The 22325-nt window shown below is 56.2% G+C and carries 24 protein-coding genes and 1 tRNA gene; 11 read left to right on the top strand and 14 right to left on the bottom strand.

The features are described 5' to 3' along the window. Positions 1-125: 125 nt before the first annotated feature. Genes RX972_RS26925 through RX972_RS26910 form a run of 4 tightly spaced genes read right to left on the bottom strand, consistent with a single transcriptional unit; the run spans position 126 to position 4103 of the window. Positions 126-1127 (bottom strand): lysylphosphatidylglycerol synthase domain-containing protein, encoded by a 1002-nt coding sequence (locus tag RX972_RS26925; protein WP_122706055.1) that lies wholly within the window; start codon positions 1125-1127, stop codon positions 126-128. Further along, positions 1124-2407, bottom strand: a complete 1284-nt coding sequence (gene clsB / locus RX972_RS26920) for a cardiolipin synthase ClsB (RefSeq protein ID WP_316880017.1) — start codon at positions 2405-2407, stop codon at positions 1124-1126. The genes RX972_RS26925 and clsB overlap by 4 nt, the downstream gene beginning before the upstream one ends. Continuing rightward, positions 2404-3189 (bottom strand): endonuclease/exonuclease/phosphatase family protein, encoded by a 786-nt coding sequence (locus RX972_RS26915; RefSeq protein WP_316880016.1) that lies wholly within the window; start codon positions 3187-3189, stop codon positions 2404-2406. Before RX972_RS26915 ends, clsB begins: the two co-directional genes overlap by 4 nt. After that, the gene (locus tag RX972_RS26910; RefSeq protein WP_099267275.1) at positions 3186-4103 is read right to left on the bottom strand and encodes a DUF72 domain-containing protein; all 918 of its coding nucleotides are present in this window, start codon (positions 4101-4103) and stop codon (positions 3186-3188) included. The genes RX972_RS26915 and RX972_RS26910 overlap by 4 nt, the downstream gene beginning before the upstream one ends. A gap of 495 nt (positions 4104-4598) precedes the next feature. On the opposite strand from RX972_RS26910, the gene RX972_RS26905 reads away from it, so the two are divergent. The 3 genes from RX972_RS26905 to RX972_RS26895 all read left to right on the top strand — a co-directional run bounded on the left by RX972_RS26905 (position 4599) and on the right by RX972_RS26895 (position 8229). Then, entirely contained in the window at positions 4599-5138 is a 540-nt protein-coding gene (locus RX972_RS26905) for a cytochrome b (protein ID WP_316880015.1), read from the top strand. Positions 5139-5349: 211 nt separating this feature from the next. Then, entirely contained in the window at positions 5350-7515 is a 2166-nt protein-coding gene (locus tag RX972_RS26900; protein WP_316880013.1) for an outer membrane assembly lipoprotein YfiO, read from the top strand. Between the two features lie 6 nt (positions 7516-7521). Next, on the top strand, positions 7522-8229 hold the full coding sequence (locus RX972_RS26895) for a DUF3142 domain-containing protein (RefSeq protein ID WP_316880011.1): 708 nt from the start codon (positions 7522-7524) through the stop codon (positions 8227-8229). On the opposite strand, the gene RX972_RS26890 is transcribed toward RX972_RS26895, so the two are convergent. Then, the gene (locus RX972_RS26890; RefSeq protein ID WP_316880010.1) at positions 8230-8787 is read right to left on the bottom strand and encodes a cysteine hydrolase family protein; all 558 of its coding nucleotides are present in this window, start codon (positions 8785-8787) and stop codon (positions 8230-8232) included. Positions 8788-8811: 24 nt separating this feature from the next. Further along, positions 8812-9735: a LysR family transcriptional regulator gene (locus RX972_RS26885; RefSeq protein ID WP_316880008.1), complete on the bottom strand. Its 924-nt coding sequence runs from the start codon at positions 9733-9735 to the stop codon at positions 8812-8814. A gap of 119 nt (positions 9736-9854) precedes the next feature. Between RX972_RS26885 and RX972_RS26880 the strand changes: the two genes are divergently transcribed. Then, positions 9855-10604, top strand: coding sequence for a 3-oxoacyl-ACP reductase family protein (locus RX972_RS26880; protein WP_316880006.1), 750 nt, complete (start codon positions 9855-9857; stop codon positions 10602-10604). Positions 10605-10721: 117 nt separating this feature from the next. Here the strand turns inward: RX972_RS26880 and RX972_RS26875 are convergent. Further along, positions 10722-10811: transfer RNA gene (locus RX972_RS26875), tRNA-Ser, on the bottom strand. A 226-nt stretch (positions 10812-11037) separates the two neighbouring features. Between RX972_RS26875 and RX972_RS26870 the strand changes: the two genes are divergently transcribed. From RX972_RS26870 to RX972_RS26850, 5 genes are all read left to right on the top strand, one after another. After that, entirely contained in the window at positions 11038-11226 is a 189-nt protein-coding gene (locus RX972_RS26870) for a hypothetical protein (RefSeq protein ID WP_027898867.1), read from the top strand. A 135-nt stretch (positions 11227-11361) separates the two neighbouring features. Beyond that, positions 11362-11655, top strand: coding sequence for a DUF6388 family protein (locus RX972_RS26865; RefSeq protein ID WP_027898868.1), 294 nt, complete (start codon positions 11362-11364; stop codon positions 11653-11655). Positions 11656-11662: 7 nt separating this feature from the next. Beyond that, positions 11663-12325 (top strand): class I SAM-dependent methyltransferase, encoded by a 663-nt coding sequence (locus tag RX972_RS26860; protein ID WP_316880003.1) that lies wholly within the window; start codon positions 11663-11665, stop codon positions 12323-12325. A gap of 110 nt (positions 12326-12435) precedes the next feature. Beyond that, positions 12436-13128 carry a crotonase/enoyl-CoA hydratase family protein gene (locus RX972_RS26855; RefSeq protein WP_316880001.1) on the top strand — a complete coding sequence of 231 codons (693 nt, stop codon included), beginning with the start codon at positions 12436-12438 and terminating at the stop codon, positions 13126-13128. A gap of 118 nt (positions 13129-13246) precedes the next feature. After that, positions 13247-14218, top strand: coding sequence for a magnesium and cobalt transport protein CorA (locus RX972_RS26850; RefSeq protein ID WP_231667804.1), 972 nt, complete (start codon positions 13247-13249; stop codon positions 14216-14218). Between the two features lie 349 nt (positions 14219-14567). Here RX972_RS26850 and RX972_RS26845 read toward each other — a convergent pair whose 3' ends face one another. Both RX972_RS26845 and RX972_RS26840 read right to left on the bottom strand, forming a co-directional pair. Next, complete coding sequence (locus tag RX972_RS26845; protein WP_316879998.1) at positions 14568-15287, bottom strand: amidotransferase; 720 nt, start codon at positions 15285-15287, stop codon at positions 14568-14570. Between the two features lie 325 nt (positions 15288-15612). Continuing rightward, positions 15613-15822 carry a hypothetical protein gene (locus RX972_RS26840; protein WP_316879996.1) on the bottom strand — a complete coding sequence of 70 codons (210 nt, stop codon included), beginning with the start codon at positions 15820-15822 and terminating at the stop codon, positions 15613-15615. Between the two features lie 179 nt (positions 15823-16001). Here RX972_RS26840 and RX972_RS26835 point away from each other — a divergent pair, with 179 nt between their 5' ends. Both RX972_RS26835 and RX972_RS26830 read left to right on the top strand, forming a co-directional pair. Further along, positions 16002-16373 carry a rhodanese-like domain-containing protein gene (locus RX972_RS26835; RefSeq protein WP_316879995.1) on the top strand — a complete coding sequence of 124 codons (372 nt, stop codon included), beginning with the start codon at positions 16002-16004 and terminating at the stop codon, positions 16371-16373. A gap of 4 nt (positions 16374-16377) precedes the next feature. Continuing rightward, positions 16378-17193: a cytochrome c gene (locus RX972_RS26830; protein ID WP_316879994.1), complete on the top strand. Its 816-nt coding sequence runs from the start codon at positions 16378-16380 to the stop codon at positions 17191-17193. Positions 17194-17323: 130 nt separating this feature from the next. Here RX972_RS26830 and RX972_RS26825 read toward each other — a convergent pair whose 3' ends face one another. From RX972_RS26825 to RX972_RS26805, 5 genes are all read right to left on the bottom strand, one after another. Further along, positions 17324-18142: a transglutaminase family protein gene (locus RX972_RS26825; RefSeq protein WP_316879992.1), complete on the bottom strand. Its 819-nt coding sequence runs from the start codon at positions 18140-18142 to the stop codon at positions 17324-17326. Beyond that, positions 18139-19098: an alpha-E domain-containing protein gene (locus RX972_RS26820; RefSeq protein WP_027898876.1), complete on the bottom strand. Its 960-nt coding sequence runs from the start codon at positions 19096-19098 to the stop codon at positions 18139-18141. The genes RX972_RS26825 and RX972_RS26820 overlap by 4 nt, the downstream gene beginning before the upstream one ends. 12 nt (positions 19099-19110) lie before the next feature. Continuing rightward, positions 19111-20520, bottom strand: coding sequence for a circularly permuted type 2 ATP-grasp protein (locus RX972_RS26815; protein WP_027898877.1), 1410 nt, complete (start codon positions 20518-20520; stop codon positions 19111-19113). A 516-nt stretch (positions 20521-21036) separates the two neighbouring features. After that, positions 21037-21378 carry a ribonuclease E inhibitor RraB gene (locus tag RX972_RS26810; protein WP_027898878.1) on the bottom strand — a complete coding sequence of 114 codons (342 nt, stop codon included), beginning with the start codon at positions 21376-21378 and terminating at the stop codon, positions 21037-21039. A 246-nt stretch (positions 21379-21624) separates the two neighbouring features. Continuing rightward, positions 21625-21861, bottom strand: coding sequence for a hypothetical protein (locus tag RX972_RS26805; protein WP_027898879.1), 237 nt, complete (start codon positions 21859-21861; stop codon positions 21625-21627). Between the last annotated feature and the right edge of the window lie 464 nt (positions 21862-22325).

Genomic DNA, 22325 nt, shown 5'->3' with positions numbered 1-22325 from the left:
GGTGCCGAGTGGTGGGGCAAGAGCCTTTTGCTTACTTTTGGGCTCCTTTCAAAAGTGAGGCGCTGTAAAAGCGCAACCAGTTTCAGCCGTTATCCCAACAACGGATATGTACGCAAAACAAATGATCAGGCCCCACCTTCAGCCTGATTCCTCTCCCCCATCTTCTTGCTACGCTTCTCCAGCACCAGATAAACAACCACAGCAATCACCAGCGGCAGCAGAAAGTAAATCGCCCGGTAGCCAATCAGCGCCGCTAGCAAGGTGCCTTTCGAGAACTCATCCTGAAGCAAGGTCATGAAGACCGTTTCCAGCACCCCAAGCCCCGCCGGGATATGCGTGATCACACCAGCGATGCTGCTGATCAACAACACCCCAAGAATGGCTGGATAGAACGCCTTGTCCGGCAGCAGGGTATAAATCACCAACGCCATCAGCGACCAGTTCAGCGCGCCGAGACTGGCCTGCAGCAGCGCCTGCTTCATCGACGGCAGCGTGATCTCCTGCTTGCGAATGGTCCACGAGCGACGCTTTGAAAACCGGCAAGCCAGTAAATAAGCACCCGACACCGCCAACAAAGCAAAGCCGATCAACCGCAGCGTTCCCGTACCTACCGCCCATTCCTTGGGCAGCTCCAGAAAGCCCATTGCAAAAACGCCACCTGCCAGAATCATGTAACCCAACCAATTGGTGATCAGGCTCAGACTCAACACACGAGTAATAGTCGGCACATCCAGTCCAAGCCGGGAATACAGGCGATAACGCAACGCAATCCCGCCGACCCACGAACTGAGGTTCAGGTTGAACGCATAACAGACAAACGCCACCGGTACGATCTGTTTGATCGCCAGCTTGTGCCCGGTATAAAACCGTGCCAAAACATCAAAACAGCAATACGTCAGGTAGCTACACAGCGCAATCACTACGCCCAGCGCCAGGGTGCTGAGCTTGTAGGACTGCAACGCCTGCTTCACTTCCTGCCAATCGAGGTTCTTGACCAGCAGGAACAACAACACCGGCACCGCGATGAAGAAAAACAGGTTGAAGGCACGCTTGGCCCACTTCCATTTGTTGCTTTGTTTCTCTTTTTCTTTTGGCTGATCCGAAGACGCCTCATAAGCCTGACTCATAGCGACTTCTCCTGATCCGATTGCAGGCTGGACTTCAATTGCTCTGTGACGCTGCTTTTCTCATTTTCAACAACGCTCGCTTCAGGAATTACATCCGCAGCCCGCAACGGTTTGAGCCTCATGCCGTGGGCCGGAAACAAGCCAGCGATGGCCGGGAAGTGACGCAGGAAGTGAAAACTCAGGAAGATCATCGGCGCACGCCACCACTGACCTCGTGCAGCGCCCCTCAGGTTCATTTCTTTACTGTGGGCCGCAGCGAGTCCGGTCAAATGCTCGTGCAGATGCTGATTGAGCTGTTGATCGCGGATGAACAGGTTCACTTCAAGATTCAGCGCAAGGCTCAGCGGGTCCAGGTTACTGGAGCCGACGGTGGACCACTCACGGTCAATCAGAGCCACTTTGCCGTGCAGCGCACGCTGGGTGTATTCGTGGATTTTCACCCCGTCACGCAATAAGTAGGTGTATGTCAGCCGCGAGCAGACACGCACGAACGGCATGTCCGGCTGGCCTTGCAGAATCAGGGTGACCTTGACGCCACGGCGCGCAGCATTTCGCAACTCACGCAGGAAGCGGTAGCTGGGGAAGAAGTAGGCGTTAGCGATGGTGATCCGCTGGGTTGCATTACGAATCGCCAGCAAATACTGCTCTTCAATATCAGTTGTGTGCTCCTCATTGTCGCGCTCACACAACAGCATTCGCGCACTGCCCGCGTGCTGGGTCGCTACGCGCAGCGCCGGGACTTTGGCTCGCACACCTTCACTCAACAGGCGCATGGCGGACTTGTGAATATCGCCGACGATAGGGCCACGAACCAGGACTGCATAATCCTGCTTGGCAGTCAGACCGGTATCACTCATGTGATCAACGCTGTAGTTAATGCCGCCAATGAAGGCCAGCTCACCGTCGATAACCACGACTTTTCGGTGCAGACGCCGGAACAGGTTGGTGCGCATGCCCATCAGGCGCGGACGTGGATCAAACAGCTGTATATGAACACCCGCAGCCAGCATCCGGCCGACAAATGACTTGCTGAGATCCGAAGTCCCGTAATCGTCCACGGTCACCACGACGTAAGCGCCGTTGCTAGCAGCCTCAATGAGCGCTTGCTGCAGCGCCTCCCCGATCCGGTCTTCGAAAATGATGAAGGTTTCAAGCAGCACTTCTTTGCGCGCCGCGCGAATGCATTCGAAGACGCGAGTGAAATAGTCTTCGCCGTTGATCAGCAACTCAACCGAATTGCCCTCTTGCCACTGCCCGTGCTTATTCGCCTGATCACTCATAAGGTTAACTCCACTGCCAGCGGCGCATGATCTGAAAGGTGTGACCACGGACGATTGGACAAGACTTTGGGTCGATTGCTCGTGGCATTGCGTACGTAAATGCGGTCAAGCCGAAGCAACGGCCAGCGCGCGGGAAAACTTTTAGCGGAGACGCCGAAGTGCTGAACGAAAACTTCGTGCAGCCCGGTGCCATGCAGCGCCGCATCGGCGCGCTGACGCCAGTCGTTGAAATCCCCGGCTACGATCACCGCCTCGCCCTCCGGTAACCGGGCCAGCAATTCAGCGAGCAGCTTCAGTTGCTGCTGGCGATGATTTTCCCGCAGCCCAAGGTGCACGCAGATGGCATGCACGTGACCGTGATGGGGAACATCCAGCACGCAGTGCAACAAGCCGCGCTCTTCTGTGCCATGGATCGAGATGTCGAGGTTCTCGTGGTAGCTGATCGGGTACTTGGACAGCAGCGCGTTGCCATGGTGGCCGTGGGGATAGACCGCGTTGCGGCCATAGGCGAAATCACCCCACATGCTGTCCGCCAGGAATTCGTACTGCGAGGTCGTTGGCCAATCCTTCACGCGCTGGGCGTGATTTTGATGTTCGCCGTGCACTTCCTGCAAAAACACCACATCGGCAGACACTGAGCGAACCGCGTCTCGCAGCTCGGGCAAAATAAATCGGCGATTCATAAAACCGAATCCCATGTGCATGTTCATGGTCAGCACGTTCAGGGAAACGCTGGCAGATGTAGCCGTTCGCACGCCAACCGGCGTTGTGGCACTGGTCAAAACTCAACTCCTTGCAGGTCGCCCGGCGCAACGTCCAGCCCTTTGGCGAGATCGAAGCGCTCCAGCAATTGACGGGCGTCATACGGCGCACGGACTTTAAGGTCGTTATCGAAGTAGCAATAAATGTCCCGGGATTTGCGTTTAAGCCCTTTTCCAGTAATCAACACCTGGGCGTCGGATGGCTGTGAGCCTTTGCGCCAGGCATCAATACGATCGCCCCAATACTGGATGGCCTTGTCGGTATAGCCACTGGCATAAAGTTTTTTATCGCCGTGCAGCCTCAAGTAGACAAAGTCACTGGTCAGGTCTTCGATGTACGGCCACTTGCCTGCGGTGTCCGCCATCACCAACGCCACTTTGTACTTGCGTAACAAGGTAATGAACTCAGGCACCTTGAAACTTGCGTGACGGATCTCCACCGCATGGCGTAGCCGACCGGTTTGGGGAAGGTCCAGATAGCCGGGCTTGTGCATTTTTTCGTCGCACTGCGCAGCGCAACGCCTGGCCTGCTTCATGTCATGAGGCAACAGCGTGAGGAAGTGTTCGAATTGCTCAGCATCGAATTTGAAGCTCGGCGGAAACTGCCAGAGGATCGGTCCCAGTTTCTGTTTGAGCTGAAAAATACCCGACGCAAAAAAGTTGGCGACGGGTTTCTCAACCTCATTCAGGCGCCGCACATGGGTAATGAAACGTGGGGCTTTGACACTGAACACAAAATCATCAGGCGTATCGGCATACCAGCGCGCATATAAGTCCGGCGATTGCAGAGCGTAAAAAGAGCCATTGATCTCGATACTGTTGACCGCACGAGACGCAAACTTGAGCTCGTTTTTCTGTGTCAGCCCTTCCGGATAAAAGTCGCCCCGCCACGGGACGTAGCGCCAGCCGGAGATGCCAATGCGGATATCGCTCATGATGAGAGGCCCAGTGCAATACGCGGCGCCCGTGAGCTGCGGACCTCCAGACGCGATCCTGGCCGAGGTCCACGCCCGCTTTCAGGCATGAATGTTCACGTCATATGAAGCCTGGTACTGGCACAGGTTCCATACCGTTTTTTCAGCTCAGTAAACTCACCCGTGTCGTCCAGGTTATCGACCCAACAGGTGAGTCGGTGCTGCGCATCGCAGGCCGGGCCCCAGAAAGATGCGCCACCAACCGGACCTGAACGCTCTCAGCGTTGGCGCATGGCTAGCATGTCCTGGCGAAAAACAGGGGTTCCGGCATGGGTATTGCTGCAACGATATAAGCGATCCTCGGTCAAGAAAGTGACTGCACTGCAAGCACTCATCGACCCGCCATCGCCGAGCAAGCTAGAGCATTGAGCGGTCGAAACACGGCAAGCCAGAAATCGGCCTGCGGCAATCTGCATCTGTGCCTAAAATGCCAAAAAACAATCAAGGGAAAACACCGTGAATACACCTTCAGCAATACGCTATAGCTATAGAGCCCGTTGGCTTCACTGGGTAATGGCCATCCTGATCGTGCTGGCGTACGCCCTTATCCTGAGCCGCACACAATTTGCGCGTGGTTCTGAGTTGCGAGCTTTCGCGGTACAAAGCCATTTCTGGGTAGGCATTCTCGTGCTGACCCTGGCGTTCTTCCGCGTTGCTGAACGGCGCCGTCATACGCCACCGGATATAACACCACCACTCGAGGGTTTTCTGCGACTCGCGGCAACCGCTTCCCACTATCTGCTTTATGCGTTCCTGTTTGCACAGCCACTACTGGGACTGTTTACAGTGCTGATAGAAAAAGGCTCGCTGCCAATTCCTTTGACGGATATTTTGATCCCGTCCCCCTTTCCCGTCTCCGAGCGCTTCGCCGAATCACTGGAAGACCTGCACAAACTGTTGGGCTCCATTTTTTACTACATCATTGGCCTGCATGTCGTTGCCGCGATCTGGCACCACTTCGTGCGCAAGGACAACACGCTCAAACGGATGGTGTAGGGCCTCCCTTCGCCATGATGATCTGCAGGGGGTGGGTGTTGCCTCGTGCCAAATGGTAGACCGGTAGGAGCGCACGAGTACCGCGATGGCTTTGTGTCAGAATAAGTGCTTTCGCAGCCTTCGGCAGCTACTACGAAGTGCATTTCAAACCCGAAAGGAATGCAAGAGCCAGCGCTCACATCCCTCGCCCTAGCCCTCTCAAGGACGTTCCATGCAAAGCCGCCTGCTGACTTCTCTGGCCATCGCCGTGTGTGCATCGGCTTCCTCCCTCGCCCAAGCCAGCAGTGATGACTCCTGCTATCCGACCTGGTCGATACTCAGCGAACAGCTGGACCCTTGCAGTAACTTGCCTTTCCTCAGCCCCGGCAATGACAGCTCGGTTAATCTGCGGCTGCTCCTGGCCAATGCCGGCAAGTTGCAATTGAGCCCCGCAGCACTGAACAAGGATGACCTTGCTGAAGGTTACGGAGAAGTACCTTTTGCTCATTACCGCCTGCTGCCGGTGCAAGGCGAGATCGATGAAGAGGTTGCGAAAGACGGTCATACACTCGGGCTGAATGAGATGCTTGCCACGCTGGGCATCAAACGCGAACCCGCAGAAGTGGCTGGCGATATGTTGATCGACGGCGAAGGCAGCCGCTGCCGCAGCAACAATGAAACCACCGCCACGGATTTCATTCGCGAATTGATCAAGACGCCGGAACTCTCCCCTGCTGAACGCGCTGCGCTGGCGAACAGCCGGATGCAGATGCTCCCGGCCTGCGGGTGGGAGCCCGAGCAACTGACCAGTCTGTTGCCTGGCGAAATCACCTCGAGCACAGGCAAGGCCTTCACCACTTATCTGCAAGCGGCCGCCGACTTCTACAGCGGACGTTTCGTCGACGCGAGCAAGGGCTTCACCTTGCTGGCTGATAATCCAAACGAATGGTTGAAAGATACGGCGCTGTACATGATTGGCCGAACCGAGCTAAACCTGGCTCAGGAGAAAGCCTTCGAATACGGCGAACTGAGGCCGGATCGCGTTGATCTGGCTGCGGCCAGACGAGCTGAAAGTGCCTTCAAGAACTACGTCGACAACTACCCCTACGGCGTCTATTCCAGCACCGCCACGGGCTTGCTGCGCCGGGTGCACTGGCTGACTCAGGACAAAGACAAGCTGGCCGCTGATTATGAAGCGCTGCTATTTGGCCCAAGCGAAGACAACCCGGCTTACGAAGCGCTGGTGCGCGAGGCGGATCTCAAGCTCATAACGCCGAACACGACCGCGATCAAGTCGCCCATGATCGTCGCCGTCAATGACCTGATGTGGATGCGTGAAGGCTCCAGCAGCAAGCTGACCAAAGCCGGTTTGATGGCGCAAAAGGACACCTTCGCTGAACATCCAGAGCTCTTCACTTATTTGCAGGCCGCGTTCGCCCTGTACGTCGAGAACAATCCGGCCAGCGCCCTGCAACTGCTACCCGATACCGTCCCCGCCGAGCTCAATTACCTGGTGTTCAGCCAGCAGATGCTGCGTGGGTTGGCTCTGGAAGCCAATCAGAATTCAAAGGACGCGCAGGCACTGTGGCTGCAATTAATGCCGCTGGTCAAACTGCCGCTGCAACATGAACAATTGCAATTAGCGCTGGCCATGAGTTACGAGCGCGATGAGCAACTGGCCAGGGTCTTCGCCGCTGACTCGCCCATTAAGGCCGAAAAAGTGCGCTACATCCTGCTCGGCAAAGCTGCAGATGCAGACCTGTTGCGCCAACAGGTCACTCAGGGTGCCAGCGATACCGAGCGCAACACCGCGCTGTTTGTTCTGCTGTACAAAGACCTGATGCGCAGTCAGTTCGGTGCGTTTGGCGAGGATCTCAAACAATTGCCAGAGAGCCCGTCTGCAGAAAAACTCGGCTACAGCCTTGGCTATGTCTACGATCAGGGACAGGCGTTGACGCTGTTTCGCTGGCGAGGCGACAAGACCGAATCCGGCTACGTCTGCCCAAGTATTGCGGACACTGCAGCGACTTTACAAAAGGATGCGAAGAATCCCCGAGGCCTGAACTGCATGGGCGAATTCATTCTGCGCAACGGCCTGGATCGCATGCCACTGGACAAAGCACGCAGCGCCGATGTGCTGGGCGGCACAGCCCCCGGTTTTGCCGGGCAGGTATTCTCCAGGCATAGCGCGTATCAAACCGTCATCGCCAATCCGAAGGTTGACCACGAAGACAAAGCCTACGCACTGTATCGCGCCATCAACTGCTACGCCCCGTCGGGCAACAATGGCTGCGGCGGCAAGGCAGTAGAGCCCTCGGTACGCAAGGCGTGGTTCAAACAGCTCAAAAGTGGCTTTGCCGATACACCCTGGGGTAAGTCTTTGCAGTATTACTGGTAATCCTCGATGCGCGGCTGGCTAATGCTGCTGTGCTTATTACAGCTGGGCTCGGCCAAGGCAGCGGTCAATGCCGAGGATCATGATGCCTTTTGGCTGTGGGGAGGTGTCGCTGCACAGCCGGTGCTGACCAAGGCAAAAACCCTGTACCTCTTGCAAGGGCAGATCAGTAGCTCGCGCAGTGAACAACACCGTCGAGTCAACTTCGTGGCGCAGGGCATGCAAGTGGCGAAGCTGCCTCAGCGCGAAGTCTGGATCGTCTATCGCGCTCATACTCTACGCTGGCCTGAGACGGTCTATACCCAGCTGTTTGGCCAGATCAAACGCTGGCGTCAGGCAGGTAACCTGGTGGTGGGCATCCAGATCGACTTTGATGCCCGCACCCGCTACCTCGACGAATACGTGACGTTTCTGCGCGACCTTCGCCAACGCCTGCCCGCCGACTATCGCCTGAGCATTACCGGCCTGCTGGATTGGAGTAGCAATGCGGACGCTTCCGTTATCGGAAAACTCAAAGGCGTGGTCGATGAAGTTGTGGTGCAAACCTATCAGGGCCGCCACAGCATTCCGGACTACAGTACTTACCTGCCACGAATCAGTCGGCTGGGTTTGCCGTTTAAAATTGGACTGATTCAGGGCGGCGAATGGCAAGCGCCTGACTATCTGCAAGACAACCCATGGTTCAAGGGTTATGTGGTGTTCTTGCAGAATCGGTGATCACAGACGCTGCAGTATCTCTTCGCTGCCCACGACCGTGGCGTATTCCCCATGCAGATTACCCAACGACATGGCGTGCACATCTTCTGCACTGTGTGGTGTGCCGAAAAAATCCGGCGTGTCGAAGGTAAAACAACCGTCATGGGGCACTATCACCTCAAACCCCAGATTGCCACCAGCGCGGGCAGTGGATTCCACTGAGTTGTTGGTGACAACACCAACGATAACGACCTGAGTGATGGAATCGTCTTTTAACCACTGCGCCAAGGGCGAGTTGCAGAACGCGTCGGGCACCTGTTTGCGCAACTCACGCTCACCATCCAGGGGCAAAAAGGCCGATTGATATTCCACGCCGGACTGCTCCGGCCAAAACACCGACTCAGGCTCGCGGGAAAAATGCCGGATATGGATCACGGGTCTTTGGGTGTCGCGCCAGGCCTGGAGCAGCGCGAGCATTTGCCCTTCAGCCTGAGGATTATTGCGGCGGCCTAATTTGGGATGCTGAATGCCCTGTTGCATATCAATGATCAGTAGTGCGGCGTTGGCGTGAATCTTCATCTGAACTGACTCTGTCAAAGGCTTTTACAGGGCGCTGAAAGCTGCAGGCAGTCCCTGCAGGGCGAACTGTTCAAGCACAAAATCCACGAAAGCCCGCGTCTTGCCTGGCAGCAATTTGTGCTCAGTGTAATAGAGCGAAATATTACCGTCATCGACGTACCAATCGGGCAACACCCGTAGCAGTTGCCCATTACGCAGGTACGGGACGGCAAACGGCATGCTCACCAAGGCAATGCCCAAGCCTTGCTCGGCAGCAGAACACGCGGCCTCCGAATCACTCATGGTCATGCGCGGCTTCAGGTCCAGCGGGCTGTACTGGTGATCGCGACTGGTCAGCGGCCAGGAGCGGATTCGTCCGGTCTGCGGCGAACGGATCAGAATTCCCGGATGGTTCTGCAGATCCTCCGGCTGATCAATAGCCGGCTGCCCGGCCAGATAGCCCGGCGACGCCACCAGCACCCGGTGCGCAGGCGCTAACTTGCGCGCCACGACCCCTTGAGGCAGATCAAAACCACCACCAATGGCTGCGTCAAATCCCTGCCCAATCAAGTCCACCTGTCGGTTATCAAAATGCCAATCTGGCGTAATGGCCGGGTAACGACGTAGAAACTCAGCCAGCAGTGGCACGATGTAAAGCCGTCCGAAGATCGTCCCCATGCTGACCTTCAGCGTGCCCGCCGGCTGCCCTTCCGCACTGGCCAGATTGGCAACGGCATTTTGAATGGTGGTGAAGCTGGCAGCGACTTCCGTCAGAAAACGCTGCCCGGCTTCTGTCAGTGTCAGGCTGCGGGTACTACGCTGGAACAGGCGCACACCCAGCCGCGCTTCCAGCCTGGCGACACTCTTACCCACGGCCGCTGGCGTCAGGCTTAGACGTCGTGCCGCTTCGGCAAAGCTGCCTACCTCGGCGCTGCGGACAAAGCATTCGATGCTGCTGAAGTTTTCCATGAGTCGGATTCTAAACTTTTGGTTTACTCAGACTATCGCAATTACCGCCTACTCAGGATGCAATCTGCGCCGGATACTGCCCCCCAACAACTCACTTAACAACTGCTCAGGAGAATCTCATGACTCAGCACACACCACTCAGCGGCAAAATAGCGCTCGTTCAAGGCGGTTCACGGGGTATCGGCGCCGCCATCGTCAAACGTCTGGCCGAAGAAGGCGCGTCAGTCGCTTTTACGTACGTCAGCTCCGAGGCCAAGGCGCAGGAACTGCAGGAAAGCATCACGGGCAATGGCGGCAAGGCCCTGGCAATCAAAGCCGACAGCGCAGACGCAGAAGCCATTCGTAACGCAGTTGCCCTTACAGTTGAAAAATTCGGTCGCGTCGACATCCTGGTCAACAATGCAGGCGTACTCGCCATCGGTCCGCTGGATGAGTTCAGCCTGGAAGATTTCGACCGCACGCTGGCTATCAACGTGCGCAGCGTATTCATCGCCTCACAGGCCGCAGCAAAACACATGGGCGATGGCGGCCGCATCATCAATATAGGCAGCACCAACGCCGACCGCATGCCCTTCGCCGGTGGCGGTGTCTACGCCATGAGCAAATCAGCGCTGGTCGGCCTGACCAAAGGCCTCGCCCGCGACCTCGGCCCACGGGGCATCACCATCAACAACGTACAGCCCGGTCCGGTCGACACCGACATGAACCCGGCGAGCGGCGACTTCGCCGAATCACTGATCCCGCTGATGGCGATCGGACGTTACGGCAACACCGAAGAGATCGCCAGCTTCGTTGCCTATCTTGCGGGCCCGGAAGCGGGTTATATCACCGGCGCGAGTTTGACGATTGATGGTGGGTTTGGGGCTTGATGAATCGCCGGGCCTATCTGTTGAAGCGGTTTTGATGAACTGCTGAAAGGACAAATAGCCAGAAACGAAAAACCCCTGACTTCTCAAGGAAATCAGGGGTTTCGTTTGTAGCGAATTTGGCGGTGAAGGAGAGATTCGAACTCTCGATACAATTTCTTGTATACACACTTTCCAGGCGTGCTCCTTAAGCCACTCGGACACTTCACCGTATCTCGTCACACCGTTGGTCTGTCGAGGCGCGCTAATGTAGTCGAAAGCTTTTGCGAACGCAAAGGTTTTTTCAGAATTTTCATGCGGTTAAGCAAATCCCCCTCTGCGCGCCTGGCGCCAACTCATGATCACAGGGTTTGAACCTCGTGCAGATACTGGCCGGGGTGATTTCCTGTGAAGCATTGCTTTATATTCGAATCCTGCTCGGCGGAGATCGAAAGCGATGGCACATTCACCCAGATATCAAATCTCGGAATCCGTGCGCAATATTGAAACAGAGGTGGGCAAGTTGCTGGATCTGGTTGTCATGCTCAAGGAGGCTGGTGACGAAGGATTGTCGGCAAACGTTGCGCTTCAGGCACACAAACTGTTGGAGGCTGCAGTGGCGCTGAGGATGGCGATGGCTGGTTGACATCTGTTTCCCATTCCACGCGACAGGCCCGGTGGCACTGGCAGCTCAACCCCCAATCACGCACAATCGCGTTCCCGTCTCTTTGGCGCGTTGTGCTGGAGATACTGACTTGGCTGCAAACCTGCGGAGAACCCGATGAATCTGCTCGAATGGAACGACGTTACTCAAGCTAAATACCTTGAGACCAATCCTCTTCTGCGCGATGAAATTCAGAGCCTTAGCGCCAAGGATCAGCAAGATCAGATCAAGTGGGCCTTTGAAGATGAAGCGGAAGCACAAGGCATCGAACCCTGGGAGCTGGCAGCGCAGTTGATCGCTGAAACGCCTGAGCAACTCAAGGCCATGCGCCTTGACACCCATCAGCAGGTGGCAGAGGCGCTGGGTATGGATTGGGCGGAATATTGCGAGCTGAACGACATTCAGGAGTAGCGCACTGATGAGCACATCCTCCGAAGCAGGGGCTGCCGTTTACTCGCCCCTGACGCTGAAGCTTTACGACGCCTGGGTACTGGGCATTTCCAACCAGTTCGCCTGGCACTGCCCTACCCGGCAAGTATTACAGCCATTCTTCGACCGTCACGTGGGCGCAAGCCATCTTGATGTGGGTGTCGGCACCGGTTATTACCTGGCCAAAGCCCGCCTGCCGGACACCACTCACGTCACCTTGCTGGACTTGAACCCCAGCAGCCTTCAGGCCGCCAAAGACCGCTTCGGTCGCGCTGACACGCAAGTCCTGCAGCATGATGTGTTCAAACCGCTGGATGCCTCGCAGCATGGCCGCTACGACTCGATCTCTCTGTTCTATCTGCTGCATTGCCTGCCCGGCACCATGACCGAAAAGGCCCAGGTGTTCGCCAGCCTCAAGCCCTGCCTGAAAAACAATGGCGTGTTGTTCGGCGCCACCATCCTCGGAGATGCGGCTGACCACAATGGCTTTGGCCGCAAGCTGATGGACATCTACAACAAGAAAGGGATTTTCGGTAACCGCAGCGATACCGTGGCGGGGTTGCGCAGTGCGCTTGAACTGCACTTCGCTCAGGTAAGCATTGAAGTGGTGGGCAAGGTGGCATTGTTCAGCGCCCGATCAGCGATTCTATAAGCTGCCACTGACAGCAGACGTTCAAAGAAAAAATGACCCGGTAGTCATCGCTTTACCTGCCCCTTGCGGGTGGGTAACGTCTGCTCACGTCAATAACAAGGAACATTGTCATGAGTGATTTGATCTCTTACCAACTGGAAGACGGCATCGCCACGCTGACCCTGAGCAACGGCAAGGTCAACGCTATTTCCCCTGAGGTGGTAGCTGCTTTCAATAGCGCGCTCGATCAAGCCGTGAAAGATCGCGCGGTGGTGATCATCACCGGCCAGCCCGGCATTCTTTCCGGTGGTTACGACCTGAAAGTCATGACGTCGAGCGCCGAAGCCGCCATCAACCTGGTTAAGGAGGGTTCGACGCTGGCCCGACGCATGCTGGCTCACCCCTTCCCTATCGTCGTTGCCTGTCCTGGTCATGCGGTCGCCAAAGGCGCTTTTCTGCTGCTGTCCGCTGACTATCGGATCGGTGTCGAGGGGCCGTTCAGCATTGGTTTGAATGAAGTGCAGATCGGCATGACCATGCACCACGTCGGCATCGAACTGGCCAGGGATCGCCTGCGCAAATCGGCTTTCCACCGTTCGGTCATCAACGGCGAAATGTTCGATCCCAAAGGTGCAATGGATGCAGGCTTCCTCGACAAGCTGGTCAGCGTCGAAGAACTGACTGAAGCCGCACGCACAGCCGCGCTGCAACTGAAAAAGATCAACATGAGAGCCCACAAGCACACCAAGCTGAAAGTGCGCAAAGCGCTGCTGGATACGCTGGATGCGGCCATTGAAGCCGACCAGCAGCATTCGTTGAGCTGACTCCAGGCGCCTGTCAAACCAGACGTTAGACAGCCCGCGAACTCGGCGGGCTTTGCCGACTCTTATTCGTGAGCCCGTTGCCGGGCATCCCCTGCCACTATCAGGATGCAAAACCAAAATGGGTCGAGTCGTTGCCGCTGCGGTGTACAGTGCAGGCAAGAAAGTCACCGATATCAGTCTCGAGGAAGGCGCAGCCTGGGCCGCAAAACCGGGTCATTTTGTCTGGATCGGTCTGGAGCAACCGACTGCCGCTGAGCTCTGCAGCCTCAAGGAGCAGTTCAAACTGCATGAGCTGGCCCTTGAAGATGCTCTGGAAGTACACAGCCGCCCCAAACTGGAAACCTTCGGTGACGCGCTGTTTATCGTCACCTACGCACCGGTCAGAGAGAACGGCAAACTGACGTTTGTTGAAACTCATATATTTGCCGGCAAGGGTTACATCATCACCTCGCGCAATGGCCACTCCAAATCTTATGGACTGGTGCGCCAGCGCTGTGAAGCGAGACCGTTACTGCTGGAGCATGGCGAAGACTTTGTGCTCTACGCCCTGCTGGATTTCGTGACGGAAAATTACCAGCCAGTCACAGAGTCTATCCATTGCGAACTGGAAGAGCTGGAGCACAGCGTACTGACGGGGGCGTTGAAAGAGAGCGATATCCAGCGCATCCATAGTCTGCGTCGCGACCTGTTGCGCCTGTGGCGTTACGTAGCGCCGATGGTGGAAGTCGGCGAAGAACTACAGAAACTCAGCTTTCCCTTCATCGACAAGAACATGCGGCCGTACTTTCGTGATGTGGAAATTCACGTCAAGCGGCAAATGGAAGATTTGGGCAACCTGCGTGATATCGCCAGTCAGACCATCGAGATTGGCCTGCTGCTGGAGTCGTCACGACAGAGCATCGTGCAGCGCAAGTTTGCGGCCTACGCAGCGATCCTTGCTGTGCCGACAGCCATTGCGGGCATTTACGGGATGAACTTCGAGAACATGCCGGAGCTGACCTGGCACTACGGCTATTACGTGGTGCTGGGCACGATAGCGACGGTGTGTGGCGGACTGTTCGCAAGCTTCAAGCGTTCAGGCTGGCTTTGAAGCCGCGCATATCCGTAGGGGCATCGCACCAACCGGTGGAGCTGTGTAGCGCCCGCCTCGCGCAGCAGACATAGGACCTGTAGGAGCTGCCGAAGGCTGCGATCGCGATGTTTCAGGAGAAATGCTTCGCAGCCTTCGGCAGATCCTACAGAAAATGCATTTCAATCCAGTGGTTTGCATGTGGCTTGATGAGAGTGAGCTTGCTCGCGATTCGGTCTGTCATTCGGTGCACATATCGCCTGTGCTGACGCAATCGCGGGCAAGCGCGCTCCTACAAACTGCATCTCAATTCAGCGATATACATGTAGTTTGACAGGAGCCGCTTCAGCCGCGAGGGCGCAAACGCACTTTAAACCGCAGCTTTATGCTGCACGAACCGCATCATCCATTCGGCTACTGTCTGACCGTGATGGTCATGCTCGAGGCTCGCGATACCGGACTTGTAAACCTTCTCGCCCAGACAGGCCTGGCGAATATCCAGCAAGGTCCGGGAGTAATCGTGAATAAATTCCGGATGCCCCTGGAAGCACAATACCTGATCATTGATGTGGTAAGCGGCAAACGGGCAGAACTCACTCGAAGCAATGACCGTAGCGTTTTCCGGCAACGCGGTGACCTGATCCTGATGACTGATCAGCAAGGTCAGTTTGTCCATCGCCGGCGTCATCCATGGCGTCGCAGGTGCCAGCTCGTAGTTATGGATACCGACGCCCCAGCCTTTGCTCGCCCGCTCACTTTTACCCCCCAGCAGCAACGCCAGTAACTGGTGACCGAAGCAGATACCGAGCAGTTTGTCGCCGCGCTGATAAAGCTCCAGCAAATAGACTTTCAGGGTTTGAATCCACGGATCAGTGCCAAACGAGTCAGCTTTGCTGCCGGTCACCAGATACGCGTCAAAGCGCTCGCCTTCGGGTGGGTATACACCCTGCATCACGTTGTAGACCTCGAACTCGGCGGCAATGGGTTGCCGTGCGAAGAGCCGTTCGAACATCCGCCCATACCCCTGATATTGGTCTACCAGCTCAGGGCGAAGGACGTCGGTTTCCAGAATGCAGATGCGTAGCGGCATAAAAAGTACCTGAAACGGTCAAGGCGATAGTGCGCGGCCCAAGCCTGCCTTGAACGGGTATGCCAAGGCAAGCGCCGGTTGCCGGGTCTGTGCATCATTACCTGAACCATCGCTGTACCGCGTGCATTTTTAGCAACCGGTATTTTGTAACGTTGGTACAACAGTAATGACCGACGTAGGAATATTCCGACACCGACGAACGGTAGGTCGGCACTAATCAGGCTGAAAAAATGCCCGACCTGTCTAGCAAGGGAACATGCGCCCCGTTAACCGCAGTTCCTATAACTGGTTATTCGTATGAGTTGGCCATACATACGAAATGGTTCTAAACAACAACGACCTTGGACTCTAAGGTTAATTTTGTAGCAACAGTAGCGCGATAAAAACTATATGCGGCGCTCGGGTTGTCGGCGGCTTTGCCGGGCCGGTTGCTCAAAGAAACACCTTTGCCAGCTGCCCGAACATTATCAATACATTCGGTGAGCTTTTGTCGCTCAGGAATAACAAAAAAAGGCAGATAGCCATGTTTAAGCATTCGAAAGTACGTCAAGCCGGGCTTATCTTGTTCGCCACTACCCTGCTGTTGATCTTGCCGAATATGACTCGTCTATTCGGCTGACAGGCTTTGCAGCAGTAAACCCAGACGACTGCGCCCTACCGGGCGACGATTATCTGTGCCAGTCTTTGCTCATCTATGAAAGGAGGCATTTGGTGATGGGTAAATGGATAGCGCTTGGGCTCTTACTCTGCACCGGTAGCGCCGCCGCAGGTGATATCGAACAAGCGGTTGCCGTAGCAGCGCTAAAGGAAGGGAAACTCGCCGTCGATGTGCGCAGCCAGAGTGACTACGACGCGGGCACTGTACTCAACGCGGTACGCGTAGAGGAGCGACGTCTGGTCAATCAAATGAAGCAGGTGCTCAATGACCGCAACGTGGTGTTTGTGGTGTTCAGCAGCAGCAACGAAAAAGCCAGCAAAGCTCAGGACAAACTGAACAGGGCCGGTTATTACAGCGTTATCAATGGTGGCAACTATGAAGAGCTGCACAACGCTCTTTACGACACCAGCGACGATCCGGCGGAGTAATGGTTTGCGTTTTATTCTTTCCCTCGCAGCGCTGACACTCGTCCCGCAACTCTCCCCGCAAGCTGCACAGCTCAGAATCGAACGATCTCATGGAGTCGAAACCTGGGAGACCCGTCAGCTGCTCGTACACCCACAGATTCAGACCATCCAGATCAGCGAGGATGTCGCCTACAAACGTGACATGAGCTATCGCGCCATTCCTCTTGTAGCGCTGCTGGAGGGTGTTACAGCACAGGATCACCTGCAGGCGGTTGCGACCGACGGATTCGCCGCGGAAATACCCGCAGCACCGGTGGTACAACCCAAAGGTTCGAAGGCATGGCTGGCCATTGAGGACCCGGCTCATCCCTGGCCAGCGCTGAGCAACGGTTCGCAAAGCGCTGGACCGTTCTATCTGGTGTGGACAGCCCCCTCGGCCGACAATATTGGCCGCGAAGAATGGCCGTATGCGATGAGCACCCTGCGAGTGCTGGCGTCAGTGAGCGAGCGCTTTCCCGCGTTGCTACCCGACCCGAAACTGGCAGCTGAAGATCCGATAAACAAAGGTTTCGCACTATTCCAGAAGAATTGTCTGGCCTGTCATCGCCTCAACGCTGCCGGGGATTCACAACTGGGCCCTGACCTGAACCTGCCGCACAGCCCAACCGAATACTTCAGCGCCGGGTACTTGCGCCAATACATTCGCAACCCGCAAAGCCTGCGCGAATGGCCGCAAGGCAAGATGCCGTCCATCCCGAAGGAAGTCTTGTCCGATACAGAACTGGATCAGGTGATTGCTTATCTGGAGCACATGGTGGCGCGGCGTAAGGCGGGAGAATAACCATAAGCGCAGTGTGAGGTCTGGCCCGCCTCGCGAACAAGTTCGCTCCTACCGTTTCAGCACCGTGTCAGGTAGGAGGCAACTTGTTGGCGAGGGGGCTTGCATCAATGGCTGATGCCGCCCCTGGCGATCACTGATGCTGGGCTTGCATCATGACCTTCGGTGCGCCAACCATCGGCGACACCAGTACCTTGGCGTGCATCTGTTCACTACCACCGCCGCGGCGCATACCGCGGACCGGGCAGGCATCGAGATAATCCAGACCTACCGCCAGTTTCAGGTGCCGCTCCGGGATCGCCAGCTGGTTGGTCACGTCAAAGCTGTACCAGGCGTCGTCGATACAGGCTTCAGCCCAGGCATGACTGGCAAGATGTTCGCTGTCTTCGCTGTACAAATAACCGGACACATAACGTGACGGAATCCCGAGGCTGCGTGTGCAGGCCAGAAACGCATGGGTGTGGTCCTGACAAACGCCTGTCCGGCCCGCAAAGGCCTGCGCTGCGCAAGTATCGACCTCGGTAGACCCCGGCGTGTAGGTAATGTACTGATTCAACGCGTGCATCAGATCAATCAATGCCGTGCGGTCCTTGCGCGTTTTGCACTGCTGACTGGCAAAGGCACGAATGGCTTCATCAGGCTCCGTCAGACGCGTGAAACGCAGGAACGGCAGCGGAGACTGACTTTCATGTTCGGCTTCACGCTTCTCGTCGATTTCAACCTGGCCGCGCGCGCCGATAATGATCGCCTCGTGGGGCTCATCCATGCTCAACACATGCAGGATGTTGCCAAACGGATCGATCTGCGCGCGCACCGGGCGCGGCAGGGTCAGTTGCCAGCTGAGCACTTGCTGGCGCTCGCTGTCGTGCGGTGTCAGACGTAAATACTGGATGCTTGCGCGGACCTGATCCTCATAGTGATAGGTGGTCTCGTGGCTAATTGAGAGTCTCATGCAGCCTCCAGGTAAGAAGTGTGAATAGCGTTACCCAATTGGGCCAGCAAAGGGATGAATTCGTTCAACCACTCGTGCAAGCCCTCCTCCAGTATTTCGTCGATCCCGGTGTAGCGCAGACGTGCATCCAGCTCAGCGGCCAGACGTTGCGCAGGGCGGCCATTGGCACCCGGCAGGCTGGCAAGGATCTGATCCAGCTCTTCAAGACAGGCACTCAGCGAACGAGGCACGTCGGGGCGCAACAAAAGCAACTCTGCAACATGCCTCGCGGCTGGCGCATCGCGATACAGCTCCGTGTAGGCTTCGAAGGACGACAATGCCCTCAGCAGCGCGCTCCACTGGTAATAACCATGAGCCGAGCTGTCGGCGTCCACATTGGTGTCAGTACCACGCAGCTCGAGCATTTCATAGCGCGCATCGAGCATGCGCATGGTGTTGTCGGCGCGCTCGATGAATATGCCCAGCCGGATGAAACGGAATGCGTCATGACGCATGATCGTGCCATATGTGGCACCACGAAACAGGTGCGAACGCTCCTTGACCCACTCGCAGAAACGACTCATGCCATAACGGGTCAGGCCTTGTTCGGCGATGCCGCGAATCTCCAGCCAGGTGGAGTTGATGTTCTCCCACATGTCCGCGGTGATTCGGCCACGTACCGCATGAGCACTGGCCCGTGCGGCGCCCAGACAGCTGTAAATACTGGCCGGGTTGCTCGCGTCCAGCGCGAAAAAATGCAACAGGCGTTCGGCGTGCAGCTCACCGTGACGCTCCAGGTAATGATCCAGCGTGCCGGTGATCAGCAGTGGCATGGCCAGCTCATCGAGCCCGTCACCCCGCCCATCCTGAGGCATCAAAGACAGCGAGTAACTGACGTCCAGCATCCGCGCGAGGTTTTCAGCTCGCTCCAGATAACGCGACATCCAATACAAATCCGAGGCAGTTCTACTTAGCATTGGCAGGCATCCTTAATCCTCGACCACCCAGGTGTCTTTTGTTCCGCCACCTTGAGACGAGTTCACCACCAGCGAGCCTTCACGCAGCGCGACTCGGGTAAGCCCGCCGGGTACGACGCGGGTTTCACGACCAGAAAGGACAAATGGGCGCAAATCGATATGGCGCGGTGCGATGCCGTTCTCGACAAATGTCGGACAGGTCGACAGGCACAACGTCGGTTGCGCGATGTAAGCGTGTGGCTTGGCTTTGATGCGGGCGCGGAACGACTCGATTTCCGCCGCCGTCGAAGCTGGCCCCACCAGCATGCCGTAACCGCCCGACCCTTGAGTCTCTTTGACCACCAGTTCCGGGAGATTGGCCAGCACATGGGACAGGTCAGCAGGCTTGCGGCATTGCCAGGTCGGCACATTCTGCAAGATCGGTTCTTCATCCAGATAGAAACGGATCATGTCCGTGACATAGGGATAAACCGACTTGTCGTCCGCGACACCTGTACCGATTGCGTTTGCCAACACCACATTTCCTGAGCGATAGGCCGACAGCAGGCCTGGCACACCCAGCATCGAATCAGGATTGAACGCCAATGGATCGAGGAATGCGTCGTCTAGACGACGGTAGATAACATCCACCGCTTTCGGTCCATCGGTGGTGCGCATGAACACGCGATCATCACGCACAAACAGATCCGCACCTTCAACCAGCTCAACACCCATTTCCCGGGCAAGAAACGCATGCTCGAAAAACGCACTGTTGAAGCGGCCCGGTGTGAGTACCACCACGCTTGGATTATCCAGCGGACTGGAGCTCTTCAGCGTGTCGAGGAGCAGATTCGGGTAGTGATCGATAGGCGCAATGCGCTGCGCGGCGAACAGCTCGGGGAACAGACGCATCATCATCTTGCGGTCTTCGAGCATATAACTCACACCGCTCGGCGTGCGCAGGTTGTCTTCCAGCACGTAATACGTGCCGTCACCATCACGCACCAGGTCGACCCCGGAGATGTGCGAATAAAGGTCGCGGTGCAGATTCAGGCCCTGCATTGCCAACTGGTATTGCTCGTTGGCCAGCACCTGTTCGGCGGGGATAACCCCTGCCTTGATAATCCGCTGCTCGTGATAGAGGTCGGCAAGGAACATGTTCAGCGCCTTGACGCGCTGGATACAGCCTCGCTCAACCACCCGCCATTCACTGGCCGGAATGCTGCGTGGAATCGTGTCAAAAGGAATCAGGCGCTCGGTGCCCTGCTCATCACCGTAGAGCGTGAACGTAATCCCGGCGCGATGAAACAATAGATCGGCTTCACGCCTGCGCTGAGCCAGGAGCTCAGGGGGCGTCTCACCCAACCAACGGGCAAACTCCCGGTAATGCGGGCGGACTATACCGCCAGCATCGTACATCTCATCATAAAAGGTGCGGATCATGCCGTACTCCTTGTCACCACGGACACCAAAGGCCTTCGCAAGGCCCGTGCCATCGGCATAAACGCTTAAATATCAAATGGTTATATAAACATCGAAAGCCCGCCGCACCATTCCTGTGCAAGAAGCTTCCCAACCAGTTCTCCTACGCCTCATTCGGAAGCGTCATTCAACCGCAAAAGCTATGACCAGCATAGCCAGAGTTGATTTCACGAGACGATATCGTTTGTCGATAATCAGCGACATCCGAAACACACCGAATTTGTATGCCCCGTTTCAAGTCGCTGTCGAAAAAAACGAGCGTGATGCCAGTATCGACTTCCAGGCGGGCTGCCCTTACCGAACTTCCCTTTGAGCCACTCACTGAGTGGCTCTTTTTTTGTCTGCCATAAACTGAGCCCACACTGGTCACAGCCGACGAATACTCTGTTTTACGTTTAGAACATACAAACTAAAACCGGCCAATCCCCAGGCATGTACCTGGCAATTGACCGGTGATTCAACATGTCATAGCGCGTTTCATGCGTGTAGCCGCCTGATCTCCTGTCTGACTCCCCAGCCCTCGACTTCTCCGTCCAGCGGAGTGATCGCAGCCTGGAAATCCTGCTCGAAATCACCGATGCCATCATAAGTCGCGTGCATGACCTTGCTTAGCTGCAAGTGCCAGGCACCGTCATCTCGAACATTGATCTGAGTGTTAAGGGACTCACCGCGATACTGATCTGCAGCCTGCCTTGCCCGTTCCTCGTCCGGGAAAATGGCGTAGAACTCGATGGGATGGATGCGTGCGAAATCGAAACCGCTTTCTTTCATGCGGCGCAGCACGTTGCTGCTGATGTCCTCTTGATAGGCTGTGCTCATGAAACGTCCTCCTATTCAACGATAGATAGAGTTTCAACATTCCCTGCGCGGCACTCACCGGTAGCACCACTACACAGCAGATACTCTGCTTTACGGGATCAAGCATGTAGCTGACAAGGCCGTGCCTGTTGCCAGACCGGCATCGACATGGAGAAAACGGGAGAAACGCTTCACCCGTCTCACTTGCAGAGTAACCCCATCATTGGTCTTCTGCCAATTCCCGGCGGGGGCATTTTTTCAATGGACTCAGAAAACCTCTTTGATCGAGATGATCTGCACAGCGTTGTGTTCTTTCAAAGACTTGGCCGTTGGCTCGGCTATACGGCCATCCAGGTCATTCATGTCCAGCTCGTCAGCAACCGGAACCAGGATGTGCCGAAGACGCTGGGCGGCCTTCTCATCGCTGGGAAGCTCCTCGGATTCCATCACATGGCTTTGTTGCACACCGTCTTTGTCGAGATACGAAATGTTCCACTGTTTCATCAAGGTCTCCTCGGCAGCCGACAATGCGGCTTACGTGATCTTGACCTTTTGACGCGGGCATTCGTTCACAGGATTTGAATCATTGCAGTGCTTGTTCGTCAGGCTAAAACGCACATTCCCGAGGAGAAGGCCCTGAGTTAATGGCACCACGCGGTCTCACGGTACACAGACATGTAGGAGCGCGCTTGCCCGCGATTCGTTCTGTCAGCCGATGAACATATCGCCTGTGGTGAAGCTATCGCGGGCAAGCGCGCTCCTACAGCTAAAAAACATTCCAAATCATATAGTTGGTTTTTTTGATACGAGTCGCCCGGTTTCAATGGCACCACGCTGTCTGGCGGCAAACGACGATACCTTCGGCCAGACAACAAAAAGCCCCTGCATGAGGGTAATGCTGTTCACTTAAGCATTTGAGTCCAAGCCGGGCTTTATAGAGAATCCGATGTCAGACCCCCGGCATCGGA

The sequence above is a fragment of the Pseudomonas syringae group sp. J309-1 genome (assembly GCF_032582135.1).
Classification (GTDB): Bacteria; Pseudomonadota; Gammaproteobacteria; order Pseudomonadales; family Pseudomonadaceae; genus Aquipseudomonas; species Aquipseudomonas quasicaspiana.
This window is presented reverse-complemented; position numbering and strand designations above follow the sequence as displayed.

Excerpts from the sequence above, each read along its gene's own strand:
- RX972_RS26860 (WP_316880003.1), top strand. The coding sequence starts at position 11,663 with ATGAGCACATCCTCCGAAGCAGGGGCTGCCGTTTACTCGCCCCTGACG.
- RX972_RS26845 (WP_316879998.1), bottom strand. The coding sequence starts at position 15,287 with ATGCCGCTACGCATCTGCATTCTGGAAACCGACGTCCTTCGCCCTGAG.
- RX972_RS26900 (WP_316880013.1), top strand. The coding sequence starts at position 5,350 with ATGCAAAGCCGCCTGCTGACTTCTCTGGCCATCGCCGTGTGTGCATCG.
- RX972_RS26840 (WP_316879996.1), bottom strand. The coding sequence starts at position 15,822 with ATGCTTAAACATGGCTATCTGCCTTTTTTTGTTATTCCTGAGCGACAA.
- RX972_RS26925 (WP_122706055.1), bottom strand. The coding sequence starts at position 1,127 with ATGAGTCAGGCTTATGAGGCGTCTTCGGATCAGCCAAAAGAAAAAGAG.
- RX972_RS26865 (WP_027898868.1), top strand. The coding sequence starts at position 11,362 with ATGAATCTGCTCGAATGGAACGACGTTACTCAAGCTAAATACCTTGAG.
- RX972_RS26815 (WP_027898877.1), bottom strand. The coding sequence starts at position 20,520 with ATGATCCGCACCTTTTATGATGAGATGTACGATGCTGGCGGTATAGTC.
- RX972_RS26895 (WP_316880011.1), top strand. The coding sequence starts at position 7,522 with ATGCGCGGCTGGCTAATGCTGCTGTGCTTATTACAGCTGGGCTCGGCC.
- RX972_RS26835 (WP_316879995.1), top strand. The coding sequence starts at position 16,002 with ATGGGTAAATGGATAGCGCTTGGGCTCTTACTCTGCACCGGTAGCGCC.
- RX972_RS26890 (WP_316880010.1), bottom strand. The coding sequence starts at position 8,787 with ATGAAGATTCACGCCAACGCCGCACTACTGATCATTGATATGCAACAG.
- RX972_RS26810 (WP_027898878.1), bottom strand. The coding sequence starts at position 21,378 with ATGAGCACAGCCTATCAAGAGGACATCAGCAGCAACGTGCTGCGCCGC.
- RX972_RS26825 (WP_316879992.1), bottom strand. The coding sequence starts at position 18,142 with ATGAGACTCTCAATTAGCCACGAGACCACCTATCACTATGAGGATCAG.
- RX972_RS26820 (WP_027898876.1), bottom strand. The coding sequence starts at position 19,098 with ATGCTAAGTAGAACTGCCTCGGATTTGTATTGGATGTCGCGTTATCTG.
- RX972_RS26855 (WP_316880001.1), top strand. The coding sequence starts at position 12,436 with ATGAGTGATTTGATCTCTTACCAACTGGAAGACGGCATCGCCACGCTG.
- RX972_RS26885 (WP_316880008.1), bottom strand. The coding sequence starts at position 9,735 with ATGGAAAACTTCAGCAGCATCGAATGCTTTGTCCGCAGCGCCGAGGTA.
- RX972_RS26870 (WP_027898867.1), top strand. The coding sequence starts at position 11,038 with ATGGCACATTCACCCAGATATCAAATCTCGGAATCCGTGCGCAATATT.
- RX972_RS26805 (WP_027898879.1), bottom strand. The coding sequence starts at position 21,861 with ATGAAACAGTGGAACATTTCGTATCTCGACAAAGACGGTGTGCAACAA.
- RX972_RS26910 (WP_099267275.1), bottom strand. The coding sequence starts at position 4,103 with ATGAGCGATATCCGCATTGGCATCTCCGGCTGGCGCTACGTCCCGTGG.
- clsB (WP_316880017.1), bottom strand. The coding sequence starts at position 2,407 with ATGAGTGATCAGGCGAATAAGCACGGGCAGTGGCAAGAGGGCAATTCG.
- RX972_RS26880 (WP_316880006.1), top strand. The coding sequence starts at position 9,855 with ATGACTCAGCACACACCACTCAGCGGCAAAATAGCGCTCGTTCAAGGC.
- RX972_RS26850 (WP_231667804.1), top strand. The coding sequence starts at position 13,247 with ATGGGTCGAGTCGTTGCCGCTGCGGTGTACAGTGCAGGCAAGAAAGTC.